Genomic DNA, 14,598 nt, shown 5'->3' with positions numbered 1-14,598 from the left:
AAGTATCTACACCAACGTTATTTCAGGCCGCATAGTATGCCACGACTGGACTAGGTTTCCATCTGTCTACGTAGATCAAGTGTATGTGGATACTCATTTGTAGGTCGCTCCTCCGGTGGTGCCATCGGCCGTGGTGGCGCATGATTGACGAAGAACTCACGTAACCCATTGAATTCAGGCATTTGCATCTTCGTATCGAGGGTCGGTGTATGCTCCGTATTACCAAAACGATTAATTCGGCGAGATTCAGCCTCAAACGCATTCACCGGGAAGGTTTCATAGCTACGGCCACCAGGATGCACCACATGATAGCTACAGCCACCAATGGTCTGCCCATTCCAGGTATCGATCAGATCGAAGATTAGGGGTGAATGCACGCCAATGGTCGGATGCAATGCCGACTGCGGCGCCCAAGCTTTATAACGCACCGCCGCCACGAATTCACCCTGACGTCCAGTCGATCGCAGAGGTAAGCGACGGCCATTACAGGACAGCACATAACGATCCGGCGTTAACCCTTCGACTTTAACCTGTAGACGTTCAACCGATGAGTCGACAAACCGCGCGGTACCGAAACTACCCACTTCTTCGCCCAACACGTGCCAAGGCTCGATCGCCCAGCGTAACTCGATCCGCACATCATCAATGTTCACGCTGCCATAATGGGGGAAACGGAACTCTTCAAACGGTGCCAACCACGCCTGCTGGAAAGGAATCCCATGCTCTTGCAGATCCTTAACCACTTCACGAATATCCGCCCAAACATAGTGTGGCATCATAAAGCGATCATGCAGTTCAGTACCCCAACGCACCAACGGTTTCTTATAGGGTTCCTGCCAGAAACGCGCCATCAAACAACGGATGAGCAACGCTTGCACCAATGCCATCTGAGGATGAGGCGGCATCTCAAAACCACGGAACTCTAATAAGCCCTGTCGACCAGAGGATAGTCCCGGCGAATAAAGCTTATCGATACAGAACTCTGAACGGTGAGTATTACCGGTAATATCGACCAACAGGTTACGCATCAGTCGATCGATCAACCACGGCTGATCCACAATACCATCGGGCATCAGATCAAACGCGGTTTCCAGTTCATACAACATCTCTTCACGGCCTTCATCCACACGGGGTGCTTGGCTCGTAGGGCCGATAAACATGCCGGAGAATAGGTATGAAAGCCCCGGATGGTGCTGCCAAAAGGTAACAAAACTGCGCAGTAGATCGGGACGGCGTAGGAACGGGCTATCGGCAGCCGTCGCCGCACCCAAGGTGATATGGTTACCACCGCCGGTGCCGGTATGTCGGCCGTCGAGCATGAACTTCTCAGCGCCAAGTCGAGATAAACGCGCCTCTTCATACAACATCTGCGTATTATCGGAAAGATCACGCCAGTTATCCGACGGGTGAATATTCACCTCAATAACACCGGGGTCTGGGGTTACTTTGAAGCAACGTAAGCGATCATCTTTCGGCGCTTCATAGCCTTCAATGACGACCGGCAGATCCATCTCGGCCGCGGTATCTTCAATCAGCTCGATCAGCGCAACATAATGCTCTAAATGCTCCAACGGAGGCAGGAAGAGATATAAACAACCATTACGAGGTTCAATACAGAGCGTGGTGCGTACCACTTCTACCGGCTGTGTAACTTTATCCACAGGCTCAGCGTCGGCGGCATCAGCAGCTGACAGAGCAGCACTCGCACCCGCTTCAGGCAGCTCACCGGCCGGTGCTAATGGATCACGCCCCTGATCACGATGTAATGCTTCATCGGCGACCAGCGGTAACGAATCAAGCGGCAAACGCAAACCAATCGGTGAATCACCGGGGATCAGCGTAAGCGTATCCCGACGCAGAGGCCAAGGGCTAGAGCGCCAATGTTGCTCACCATAATCCCAACCTAATGGCAGACAGAAACCAACCGGCTTCTCTAAACCTTGCGACAACAGTTGCGCTAGTTTCTTGCGCTCCAAGTCATCTTTCAAATCAGCCTTCAGTGGATCAACATTATCCGGCAGGCTCTGCTCTTTCCACAGATAATAAAGCGTATCTTCATAAGCAGGTATGACCCGCGAAGTGGGCAATCCGGCTTTTTTAGCTAAACTCTTGGCAAACTTTTTCGCGATTTTACGCGTGACGCCATAATCTTTATCAACCCGCGCCAGCAATTTAGGCTCACGCCACAGCGGCTGCCCATCATTACGCCAGAAACAACCCAAGGCCCAACGAGGCACCTCTTCTCCGGGATACCACTTACCTTGGCCGTAATGCAGCAGCCCACCGGGGGCAAATTTTTCCCGCAAGCGGAACAGTAGATCTTTCGCTAAGCTCAGCTTCTCATCGCCTAGCGCTTCCGTATTCCATTGAGCGCCATCCATATCATCAATCGACACGAAGGTCGGCTCACCGCCCATGGTCAAACGGACATCCTGTTCGATCAATGTTTGATCAACCGCCTCACCAAGGGCTTCAATATAGGCCCACTGCTCCTCGGTATATGGTTTAGTCACGCGCGGATCTTCATGAATCCGGACGACTTCATTACTGTATGAAAATTCAACCTCGCAAGGATCGATCCCCCCCGCGATGGGTGCAGCCGAACGTGGCGATGGGGTACAGGCCAACGGAATATGCCCTTCACCGGCAAATAAGCCCGAGGTTGGGTCGAGTCCAATCCAGCCCGCGCCGGGGATAAAGACCTCACACCAAGCATGCAAGTCAGTGAAGTCGGTCTCGGTGCCCGAAGGCCCATCCAAGGCTTTAACATCGGCCACCAGCTGTACCAGATAACCGGAAGCGAAACGCGCGGCCAAGCCTAAATGACGCAGAATTTGCACCAGCAACCAAGCGGTATCACGACAGGAACCGCGCTTCAGTTGAAGGGTTTCTTCACCACTTTGAACGCCAGGCTCCATACGAATATTGTAATCAATATCTTGCTCTAACCGCTGATTCAGATAGACCAAGAAATCATTCATCGGCATCGGTTCACGGGGCACAGAACGCACCCACTCACGAATCAAAGGTCCGTGATCGGCGATCTCAAGATAGGGTTTCAGTTCTGAATGCAGCTCTTTCTCGTATTTGAAGGGAAATTTTTCCGCATACTCTTCGAGAAAGAAATCAAACGGGTTAATAACCGTCATATCGGCGATAACTTCGACTTCTACCCGCAGATGATCGCTCTTCTCCGGAAAGACGATACGCGCAAGGAAATTACCAAATGGATCCTGCTGCCAATTAATGAAGTGATTTTCTGGGCTCACTTTCAACGAATAGGCCTTAATCGGCGTACGGCTGTGCGCCGCCGGCCGTAACCTAATCGTGTGGGGAGACATTTCGACCGCTTTGTCGAAGCGATATTCAGTAATATGGTGGATTGCGGTTCGTATAGCCATTCGGTACCCCGTAGATCGATATGAAACCTAATTCTGAAAAAACAAAATATACATAGCGCTGAATTCAGCAACTGCCGACTAAGCGGTGGCAGCCTAAAAGCCTATCATTACCGTTGAGTGTGACAAACGATAATGATTTACATCATAGTGCTGCCTTTGACACTCGATAAGCAAGTAATCAAAAGTAGCGTTTTACGTTACTACTGTAAAAATAGTTGAATCTAGCCAGCTACGCACCATCACAGAGCGAATAATTACCACTGCCGCTATAAAAACAACTCAACTCAACAGCTGCGCACTGCATCAGGGCATAACCAGCCATCATTTATCCTGTCTGTAAGGTAGAGCAATAAACAGGCCAGAGACAGCTATTTAGATAAGATACTCAGGATAAAACGCTCAAAACTGCGCAGTCCCTCGCACCACATTGTTACTGCCGGTACATTGAAACCCTGAGTTCATCCGCCGCCACAGATCATTCGCGCCCACAAACAGAACTTTATTTACCCCGTCACTAAGCGGTATGATCGGCCCCTCGGCACTTTCAGCAGCATGGACAACCAATGAATCAATCCTCACCAACCGCCATCACCGGCTGGATACTGCTGCTCATGCTGCTACTGGCTCTCCTGTCCGCACTCACCCAGATCATTCCCGGCTATATCGCAGGCATTCCCGCTTGGGCCGCCGCAGCCTTACTATTGCGCCACCAGAAACCTAACCAACTCATTCAGAGCGTCATACTCCTATCCGTAGGTGTGATCGGCCTGACTTTCGGCCTGCTTAACGGTGCCGATACACGCTATCTATTCAAAGCGATCGAAGCCAATCAGTTGGTGGTTGCGATGCTGATCGGCGTCAGCTTTCTGCGTATTGTGGCCGCAAACAACATTCGCTGTGACGAGCAGCTACCCACAGGGCGGAAGGCGCTGCTCAATACGCTCTTCGGCAGCCATCTCATTGCTGCTGTTATTAATATGTCGTCGGTAATGATTGTTGGTGATCGACTCAGTGCCCGCCAGCCGTTAACCCCCATACAGGGACTCACACTGTTACGGGCATTCAGTAACTGCGCTATCTGGTCACCCTTCTTTGCATCAATGGGGGTCGTCTTGATCAGTGCCCCTGGGGCGCAACTGGGCACGCTGATGCTCTATGGTCTGCCAACCGCGCTGATCGGCTTATTATTGAGTAGCTGGCAGATCGCATGTCATCCCGACACTTCGCATGCTCAGGGCTACCCGATGCACTTTAAGGCGTTATGGATGCCGCTACTGCTAGCGGTTCTCGTGATGGCTGCCCATTGGCGTTGGCCCGAGCTATCGGTCATGACATTAGTCACCCTGATCGCCATCCTGTTCGTCTTAGTCTATCTATCCATCAAGCAGGGTATGAACAGCATTAACTTGCTCAAGCTTCATGTAGATGAAGGACTGCCAAAACTGGGCAGCGAAGTCACTCTCTTTCTTGCCGCCGCCGTCATGGCCGCGGGCGTCGCTGCCCTATTAGAGTCACTACAGATACGTTTAGCACCGGAACATTTCACCGCGCCAGAAGCTTGCCTAACACTACTCGCCTTGGTGGGGTTAGCCTTGATCGGCATGCACCCCGTCACTACTGCAGTACTGGCGGGCAGCATCTTGATGCCTAGCGTTAGCGACCCGAACCTACTGGGTATCACCCTACTACTGAGCTGGTCGATCGGCGTTGGCTTATCGCCTTTTTCCGGTGTTCAGCTCAGCTTGCAGTCTCGTTATGGCTTATCTGCTCTCACCCTCATGAAATTCAACCGGTACTACGGCCCGACGATGCTCACCGTTGGCTTTGCGGTGATTTGGCTCTATGCCGGTATAACGGAACAGTAATAAGACCTTTTCTGAATTAAGTCAGGCGCGCTCCCATAGCCGGACAACAAAATGATCAATGAAAACGAAGGGATAGTAGCGGCTGCTTTTAGAGGCTGACATAACAGCGCTTAAGCGAGAGCAACCTTAACGGCTGTCGCCATCAGATGAGAAGAAACGCACATTGTTTCGTCCTCGACGCTTGGCTTCATACATCGCCGTATCGGCATTTTTAATAAGCTCTGTCGACGTATGCCCATCCGCTGGATATTGAGAAATACCCACTGATGCGCCGATATGCAGCACCTCACCGCAGACGTCGATAGGCTCATTGATCGAGCTTATCACCCGATGAGCGATCTCGTTGATCTCATCTCGACCTTCTGGATTATTCAGAATAAATATAAACTCATCTCCACCCACTCGGGCGACGGTGTCTGATTCACGTACCAGGGCGAGAAGCCTCTTCGCCACCTCTTTTAACAGATAGTCGCCGACATTATGGCCAAAACGGTCATTAACCGGTTTAAAGCCATCGAGGTCGAGAAACATCAGCGCCACATGGCACTCTTCACGTTGGACGCTGACCAGCTTTTGGCTGATGCGATCCATCAACAGAGTACGATTGGGCAGGTCCGTCAAACCATCATGAAACGCCAAATGCTTGATATGTTCATCTTTACGCCTCAGCGCCGTAATATCATTAAACACCGAGATATAACGAACCGGCTTACCGTCCACATCACGCACCATGCTGATCGTCAGACGCTCTAGGTAGAGATCACCGTCTTTACGACGACTCCATATCTCGCCACTCCAGCGGCTATTGCGGGTAATCTCCTGCCACATAGCCGCATAGAAGGCCTGATCATACTGGCTTGATTGCAGCATGCGCGGGGTCTGCCCAGCCGCTTCTTCGGCGGTATAGCCCGTTATCTCGGTAAACGCAGGGTTGACCGATAGAATAACTCCGTGGGTATCGGTAATCAGTACGCCATCGAGGGTATTATCAAACACACACGCCGCTAACTTAAGCGCCTCCGCGGTTTCTTTAAGCACAGTCACTTCGCTGGCTAGAATAGAAAACCCCTTGACCGTACCATCGACATCGAAGTCAGGAATATAGTGACCAATAATATGACCATCATTGCCGTTGGCTTTACTTAACGTGCGCTCAAAGCGTTGCGGCTCGCCAGCGAGCACTCCCTGTATATAAGGTTCATTCAGGGTAAATAGCTGTTCGCCCGTCAACTCCTTGAACGTAAGACCGATAATCTTCTCGGGCGGACGGCCAAACCACTCCATATAAGCATCATTAGCTTCACGGCAGCGTAAGTCACGATCCCAATAACCGATCATACTGGGCATAGCGTTAAGGATCGATCGCGTAAAGGCTTCCCGCTGGGTACTTGCTTGCAATGCCTGCTCAGACTGCTTGAGGGCCTGCTGGGTATGCCGCAGTCGGTCAACAAGGTAGACAACAAAACCACTAATTGACGCAAACAGCCCCGCCCCCACAAGATCGATCCCAGCACCCATCGAGGACGGCATCGGCCATACTGGCAACAGCAAAGTCACGATCAAACAGGACAGAAGGATCGCCAGCCACCCCGCCTGCGCACCCAAATAGAACGCCGCCGCAAATACCGCAGGATAGAAGGTAAGCCACACCCACTCGGGGGCTAGCTCATGCAGCGGCCACAGCCGAAGAGCGGCAGCCAAGCCAACGAAAAGAAGCGCAAAAAGAAAAGATTTAATAATCCCCATTCCTTTTTCAAGATGACATCATGATACCTTTAAGGCATCCCATCTTGTTTGAGTGTCCATGAATAATCAGCAAAGAACAATGTAAACCGGCCCAAAAGGCTCGCTAAACGGGCTAAGAACCGCTTGCTTCGGCCTATAGGTCCACTAGAAACCTTAGCCGAACACAACAATGGCTATACCGCAGTCCCGCCATAGCCCCACATCTACACCTCATCCAACAGTAAGGTCTTAAGGTTCATTTGATAACCACAATGGAAAGCGCGAGGCTGTGATGTCACCGGATCGATAAAACGTAGCTGCTGCGCCAACAACTGCAAAGGTTGCGCAAAATTATCGGCAGACTCTGGCTGCAATTCAGGATAATAGCGATCGTGCAAAATCGGCCAACCGAGTGTCTGCATATGCACCCTCAGTTGATGGGTTTTACCGGTAATAGGTTCTAACTCGAATAACCCTCTACCCTGAATCCGATCGAGACAACGAATCAGGGAATGGCTATTAGGTGTCCCATCCACAACCTGCATCCTAAATCGCGGATCGCCGTTTTCTAACCGATTAACTACCTCCCATTGCTGGCCAATAACAGGCTCATCAGCATCAATACGGGCGATCGCTTGATAGGTTTTGTGCATCTCCCGAGACGCAAACAGCTGATGGTACAGATGGCGGCTATCCGAATTAACCGAAAACATCGCCAACCCCGTCGTCACCCGATCAATCCGGTGCAGGGCATGGAGATTGTCGATCCCCGTCGCCGCCCGCAGACGATTTTGCAAACACTCATTCACATAGGCCCCACCGGGCGTCACCGGCAGAAAGGGCGGTTTATAGGCAACCAATATATGGGCATCAGCAAATATAATCGTCTCATTAAACGGAATAACCGGCTCACTCGCCACTTCCCGATAGTAATAAACCCGCTGCTGAGGCAGATAGGGCGAGTCTGATGTAATAGCACTACCGTCGTGCCAATGTAACTTGCCATCCCTCGCCCGCTGTCGCCAAATGTGCGCATCAACCTGTGGAAATTTATAGATCAGGTACTCTAAAACCGTCGCCGTACCCGGATTAACCTGCGGCAGTGTCAACTTAGACGGGGATTTGGCAATAGCCATCATTGAATCCAAAAGGGAGTTTTGTCGATTTATTATCACGCATGAAACGAGACATAAGTTAACGACATGTTACTACAAATGAAAAATCTATATTAGACGCCTCACTGACACAATCAGCGAATCAAAGCGTTAGCATATAGTGAGGAAGGAAATGGTGCCGCCACCAAGAGTCGAACTCGGGACCTACTGATTACAAGTCAGTTGCTCTACCAGCTGAGCTATAGCGGCTTAACAGACGGCTAACAATCGTCAACCGGATGAGATAACTGTTAAATCAGACTAACAGTCTCTCTGAAAAGTGGCGGAATGGACGGGACTCGAACCCGCGACCCCCTGCGTGACAGGCAGGTATTCTAACCAACTGAACTACCACTCCGCAGTGGACTTTACTACAGGACTCGAACCCGCGACCATCATCTCCGTAAGAGTGACAGACATACCAACCAACAGAACTTCCACTTCGCAGTGGACTTTACTACAGGACTCGAACCCGCGACCATCATCTCCGTAAGAGTGACAGACATACCAACCAACAGAACTTCCACTTCGCAGTGGACTTTACTACAGGACTCGAACCCGCGACCATCATCTCCGTAAGAGTGACAGACATACCAACCAACAGAACTTCCACTTCGCAGTGGACTTTACTACAGGACTCGAACCCGCGACCATCATCTCCGTAAGGGTGACAGACATACCAATCAACTGAACTACCACTTCGCAGTGGTTTAGTTTCAATTAAGAAACTAGAAAAATGGTGCCGCCACCAAGAGTCGAACTCGGGACCTACTGATTACAAGTCAGTTGCTCTACCAGCTGAGCTATAGCGGCACTATATTATTGGCTAAAGAGCAAAACCCTTTAGCCGCTTTATTAAAAGCTATTGGTAAGTAAATACCGTCAGTTCCTAATAAAATTTGGTGCGCCTGGAGGGATTATACGGCTACGCCGTACCCTTCGGGCTATGCCTATGGCATATTGTCTCGCTTCGCTCGGCTCAAACCCCATCGAGGGTTCTCACCCGCTAGGCGGACAGTGTTTTATTAAAAGCTATTAGTAAGTAAATACCGCCAGTTCTTAACAAAATTTGGTGCGCCTGGAGGGATTCGAACCCCCGACCAACAGGATCGGAACCTGCTACTCTATCCAGCTGAGCTACAGGCGCACTATTCATCAGTGATGATGAGGGCGTGTATATTACCGATCTAGTGAAGTACTGTCTATCGCTAAAACAAAATTTGTCAATCATTCTGCTCGGCAATGATTGATGCTTCAGGATCACGGAATAATCGCCAAACTTAATTAGTAAACTGATGCTTCTTATACGAGGTTATCGGCACTTCCCGCAGTTGATTTTCACCCGCCTCAGGAATCAGCGCTCCCATCCGTTTTGCCCGTACCGCACGACTGAAATAGAACCCCTGAAATAATCGACAACCCCAGTGCTCAAGATATTCCAGCTCTTCGCGCTTCTCTACCCCTTCGGCGACCACGTTGATACCCAAGGTTTGGGCCATCGCAATAATAGTAGAGACGATCGTGGCATCACTGCTGTCGGTCGTAATATCCTGAACGAAAGACTGATCGATTTTTAAGGTATCCAAAGGCAACTGCTTTAAGTACTGCAGCGAAGAGTAACCTGTACCAAAGTCGTCCAAGGAGAAGCGAATACCTAGCTGGGAAAGGCGCTGCATTTTCGTTTTCACCGCCTCGATATGATTTAACAAAATCCCTTCTGTTAGCTCAAAGACCAAATACTCCGCCCTAACACCAGTACCCAGCACAATATCTTGCACCTGCTCAACAAAGTCACTTTGCTGAAACTCGCGAGGACTGATATTGACAGAGACGACCAATTTTTTACCTTGCCGCTCCCACTCCGCCATCTGCTTACAGACGTCGGTTAACACCCATTGACCCACACTACAGATCAGATCGGTCATCTCGGCAATCGGTATAAAGGCTGATGGATTGATCAGACCGCTGTTATCATCCGCCCAACGGACCAGTGCTTCGGCACCGACAATACGTCCATTACTTTTAACGAGCGGCTGATAACAAACAAACAACTTATCGTCTTTGATCGCCTGCCTCAGGTTCTCTTCAACCTGCTGACGCCGGTCAGCATGTTCTTGCATCTGCTCAAGGAAAAAGCGCACTTGGTTGCGCCCCTCTTCTTTAGCCCGATACATCGCCAAATCCGCTTGCATCAAGAGATTTTCAAGCTCATTTTTCTCCCCATCAAACAGCGCGATCCCGATACTCGGCGTTACATGTAGATCCCGCCCATCAATCTGATGGGAAGTAGAAATCCCTTGACGAATTTTTTCGGCAATACTGAGCGCATTATGGGTCGCGGCTGATTCCGTCTTGCCAAGATCGGGTAGCAGTACAACAAACTCATCGCCACCCAACCGGGCGGGCGTATCTGCTTTTCGAACGGATGAACGTATGCGTGCGGCAACACTATTTAACACCGCATCGCCGACATTATGGCCCAGTGAATCATTGATCGTTTTAAAGTGATCTAAATCTAAATAGACCAAGGCCCCTATCTGCCCCGATCGTTTCGCCCGCATCACCTCTTGTTCCATACGCTGTATCAACATGCGGCGATTAGCTAAACCTGTTAACGGATCAAAATAGACATGCTGTTCGATCGCTTCTTGGTGCGACTTCAGTTCCGATGCCGTTTTATTAATCTGCTCTAGCATACGATTAAAACCACGGATCAGTTCGTGCAACTCCCCTTTGCCGCCTCTTTCGGGAAGCGTTAACGCATAGTTTTTCTGAACCGTCACCTCCTCCATAGCCCTGAGTATCTCGTCGACAGGTTCAGAAATGCCCCGTTGTATCCGCTTGGAGAGTAGCGACACCCCTAACAGAGATAAGCCATAAAGCACCAAACCAAATAATAGATAAACTAACATCTGCTGCTCGATAGCCGCCAAGCCATATTGCAGATAAATCTGCCCGACCAGCTCACCCTGATATCTAATCGGTACGCTGTATTCAAATAGATCGAAACTAATTTGATGGCCCTCTTTTAGCCCCGTCCGAAGCGGGAATGAGGGCGTCGGCAGCGGCTGATCAAGTTCGCTTTTAACCGCTCGAATAAATTCCGAACCATCCGTTCGGTAAACGTAGACGCCCAATAGGTTGGGTTCAGAAAAGTAACTATCCAATAACGCGGTGGTCGATACAGGAGATGCGCCGGCCGCCAATACATTAGCTAAGTGAGGGGCGGAAAGCTCAGAGAAAACATGTGCCCTGTCAATCATCAGATTACGGTTGTGAAACAGCTCAAAACTAAGCACAACCAAACCGGTAATCAATAACACGACGGCAACGGAAGTGACAAATAGACGATGCAGTCGGCGGGTAACGGAAACAGAAGATCGCTGAGACATCAAAATATCCCAGTTAATCGGCTATGTCGGCATAAGAAAGCAGCAGAGGACAAGCGCTCTTGCAAAAAAACGAAACCCATCACCATAATAAATCCTTTTACGGTCTTGAAGTCACGCGACTACCGACTGATTTACAGTCCGCGGGGATAAGTTGAAGATAAAAAATCCTATCCGTATATAAAACACCAAAAAGCCCATTCTAGCCAGTCAAAAGCCCATTTAATTCAGCCTTCTGCCCTTTTTTAGCGCCCTGCTGCCAATTATTTAGTCCTGATGAGCCCTACACCCATTTTCGTTGTGGGTAATTACCGCTATAATGCCGGCCGATATACATTTATAAACGCTGTAACCAGTCTGTTAGAGACGTCCCTGCAGCTACCCGTTTTTAAAATTAGCGATGATGAGGTCGTGACTGTGAGTAAATTTGCTGCCAAAGCTATTTCTACCCTGTTTGCCGTAGTGCTGGGTTTTCTGGCCACTTCAACGATGGCCAACACCGATAACGATGCCCTTATAGAGCGCATCCAAAAAGTTGGTTCTGTCTGTGTCGAAGGCGACGCATGCGCTAGCGCTCCAGCGCCTTCAGCTTCAGCTGCTGCGCGTTCTGGATCAGACGTTTACAACGCTAGCTGTACTGCTTGTCACTCTACTGGCGTACTGGGCGCACCTAAGTTTGGTACTAGTGACTGGACTGAACGTGCCGCTAAAGGCATGGAAACACTGATGCATAGCGCCCTGAACGGCTTTAATGCAATGCCACCTCGTGGTACCTGTGCTGCCTGCTCTGACGATGAAATCCAAGCCGCTGTACAATACATGGTCGACAGCGCAAAGTAATATTTGAGCTATCGTAAAAAAGGCCGCTGATGCGGCCTTTTTTATGGCTTAAATTTCGCTGTTACAGATCATCCAATAAACCACGCAAACCACTCAAGGTGGCATTACCACGAGCTTTATTCGTGGCCTCGCAGACCTCGCCTCGCCCTTCATACTCTAGATCGTCTTCTGGTAGCTCATCCAAAAAGCGACTAGGCTGACAATCAATTAGTTCACCAAACTGCTTTCGTTTGCGCGCTAACGTCATCGTTAATGTCTTTTTTGCCCGCGTGATGCCGACATAGGCCAGTCGCCGCTCCTCTTCAATATCGCCATTTTCGATACTGTTACGGTGCGGCAGGATCTCCTCTTCCATACCCATCAGATAGACATGATCAAACTCCAGCCCCTTAGATGCATGTAGCGTCATCAGTTGCACTCGGTCAGAATCATCTTCCTCCTCCTGCCGCTCCATGATATCCATCAGAATCAGGCGTGCAATCGCCTCACGAATACCGGCATCTGGGTCATCTTCTTGCAGACGCTCCAGCGTATTCCGTAGAGAATCCACCAGTATCCAGACGTTCTGCATCCGTCGCTCGGCCACCGTATCGCTGGAACTGTTCTGCGCAATCCAGCCAGCAAAATCGATATCTTCTATCATCTTGCGCACCGCATCGATCGGGTCGCCCTGTTCGCACTGCTGATAGATGCTTTCCAGCCAGTTTTTAAACCGCCGCAACCGCTCAACTTGAGCGGGTTTCAATATCTGCTCCAACCCTAGCTCACTACAGGCATTGAACAGACTAGTCGCCCGTTCGGTGGCATATTCGCCCAGCCCTTGCAGCGTTGTATGACCGATCTCTCGCCGAGGCAGGTTAATGATCCGCAGGAAGGCATTATCATCATCAGGATTCACCAGCACCTTCATATAGGACATGATGTCTTTAATCTCAGCGCGACCAAAAAAAGAGGTTCCGCCGTTGAGCTTATAAGGCACTTGATAACTTTGTAGCTTCAATTCGAGTAATCGAGCCTGGTGGTTACCGCGATAAAGGATCGCAAAGTCTTTGAACTGATACCGTTTACGCAGATGCAGATCTAAGATCTCAGTGGCAATGCGTTCACACTCACCATCTTCATTACGGGTAAAGACTACCCGCAGTGGGTCACCAAACCCCATATCACTCCACAGCGTTTTATCAAACACGTGGGGGTTATTCGCAATAACCGTGTTGGCCGCTTTTAGAATACGCCCGGTCGAGCGGTAGTTTTGCTCCAGCTTAACCACTTTCAACGAAGGAAAGTCATCCTGCAGCTGCACTAAGTTTTCCGGCCGCGCACCCCGCCAAGAATAGATCGACTGATCATCGTCACCCACAACCGTCAGCATCCCCCGTGTCCCCACGAGCATTTTTACCAATAAGTATTGCGTGACGTTGGTATCTTGATACTCATCGACTAACAGATAACGAATCTTATTTTGCCAACGTTCAAGAATCTCTGGGTGTTGGATAAATAGCTGCACCGGCAACAGAATCAGATCATCAAAATCCACCGCATTATAGGCTTTAAGACTCTTTTGGTAGGCTTCATAGGCACGGGCCGCGAGAACCTCAGCGGGCCCTTCGGCACTCGCCAACGCCTGATCTGGCCCCAGCATATCGTTCTTCCAATTGGAGATCGTATGCTGAATGGAGTCAACCTGATCGGTTTCTTCTTCATGGTGCAGCAGCAAGCTCTTTAACAGCGCTTTACTGTCTTGATCATCAAACAGCGAAAAACCGGATTTAAAACCTAGGGTTTTAAGCTCTTTGCGAATAATAGTCAGCCCCAAGTTATGAAACGTTGAGACGGTTAACCCCCGAGTGGCTTTGCCTTTAACCAACGAATTAACCCGCTCTTTCATTTCGCGAGACGCCTTATTAGTAAAGGTCACCGCCGCAATATTATGGGCTTTGATACCACAACTCTCGATCAGGTAGGCAATTTTACGGGTAATCACGCTGGTCTTACCGGAACCTGCGCCAGCCAACACCAAAAGCGGTCCGCTAATATAATCTACGGCTTCCCGCTGCTTCGGATTAAGTCTCGACATGTTAAATATTAACTCTGAAGGCTAAAGTTTTGCCTGTAGGCGGCCGATAGCATTATGTTAAACTTTTATAAAAAAGCATTAAAAACACGGTAATTTATTGTTTTTAAAGCAATAAACAACCAAACAAACGTTTAACTCTCAAAATTT

At 49.7% G+C, this 14,598-nt stretch carries 7 protein-coding genes, 4 tRNA genes and 1 other RNA gene; 2 read left to right on the top strand and 10 right to left on the bottom strand.

Translation table 11 applies throughout. The features are described 5' to 3' along the window. Positions 1-50: 50 nt before the first annotated feature. Complete coding sequence (locus EH243_RS02690; protein WP_126157099.1) at positions 51-3,401, bottom strand: transglutaminase family protein; 3,351 nt, start codon at positions 3,399-3,401, stop codon at positions 51-53. Between the two features lie 563 nt (positions 3,402-3,964). Between EH243_RS02690 and EH243_RS02685 the strand changes: the two genes are divergently transcribed. Further along, positions 3,965-5,266 carry a hypothetical protein gene (locus EH243_RS02685; protein WP_126157098.1) on the top strand — a complete coding sequence of 434 codons (1,302 nt, stop codon included), beginning with the start codon at positions 3,965-3,967 and terminating at the stop codon, positions 5,264-5,266. Positions 5,267-5,392: 126 nt separating this feature from the next. Here the strand turns inward: EH243_RS02685 and EH243_RS02680 are convergent, their stop codons facing one another. The 8 genes from EH243_RS02680 to EH243_RS02645 form a co-directional block, all read right to left on the bottom strand. Further along, the gene (locus EH243_RS02680; RefSeq protein WP_206441486.1) at positions 5,393-7,012 is read right to left on the bottom strand and encodes a diguanylate cyclase domain-containing protein; all 1,620 of its coding nucleotides are present in this window, start codon (positions 7,010-7,012) and stop codon (positions 5,393-5,395) included. Positions 7,013-7,215: 203 nt separating this feature from the next. Next, a complete protein-coding gene (locus tag EH243_RS02675) occupies positions 7,216-8,127 on the bottom strand; it encodes a pseudouridine synthase (protein ID WP_126157097.1) in 912 nt (303 codons plus the stop codon). A gap of 152 nt (positions 8,128-8,279) precedes the next feature. Beyond that, positions 8,280-8,355, bottom strand: a tRNA-Thr gene (locus EH243_RS02670). Between the two features lie 71 nt (positions 8,356-8,426). Beyond that, a tRNA-Asp gene (locus EH243_RS02665) sits at positions 8,427-8,503 on the bottom strand. 379 nt (positions 8,504-8,882) lie between these two features. Then, positions 8,883-8,958, bottom strand: a tRNA-Thr gene (locus EH243_RS02660). A gap of 87 nt (positions 8,959-9,045) precedes the next feature. Next, positions 9,046-9,168: non-coding RNA, RtT sRNA (locus EH243_RS02655), on the bottom strand. Between the two features lie 47 nt (positions 9,169-9,215). Then, positions 9,216-9,292 (bottom strand) — tRNA-Arg (locus tag EH243_RS02650). Between the two features lie 133 nt (positions 9,293-9,425). Beyond that, on the bottom strand, positions 9,426-11,537 hold the full coding sequence (locus EH243_RS02645; RefSeq protein ID WP_126157096.1) for a putative bifunctional diguanylate cyclase/phosphodiesterase: 2,112 nt from the start codon (positions 11,535-11,537) through the stop codon (positions 9,426-9,428). Positions 11,538-11,951: 414 nt separating this feature from the next. Between EH243_RS02645 and EH243_RS02640 the strand changes: the two genes are divergently transcribed. Then, positions 11,952-12,374, top strand: coding sequence for a c-type cytochrome (locus EH243_RS02640; protein WP_126157095.1), 423 nt, complete (start codon positions 11,952-11,954; stop codon positions 12,372-12,374). Positions 12,375-12,435: 61 nt separating this feature from the next. On the opposite strand, the gene rep is transcribed toward EH243_RS02640, so the two are convergent. Then, positions 12,436-14,451 carry a DNA helicase Rep gene (gene rep, locus EH243_RS02635; RefSeq protein WP_126157094.1) on the bottom strand — a complete coding sequence of 672 codons (2,016 nt, stop codon included), beginning with the start codon at positions 14,449-14,451 and terminating at the stop codon, positions 12,436-12,438. Positions 14,452-14,598: the final 147 nt, after the last annotated feature.

Origin of the sequence: Amphritea opalescens, from assembly GCF_003957515.1 — a bacterium.
Classification (GTDB): Bacteria; Pseudomonadota; Gammaproteobacteria; order Pseudomonadales; family Balneatricaceae; genus Amphritea; species Amphritea opalescens.
The sequence above is the reverse complement of the archived record's forward strand: the minus strand, read 5'-3'. Positions and strand labels throughout refer to the sequence as shown.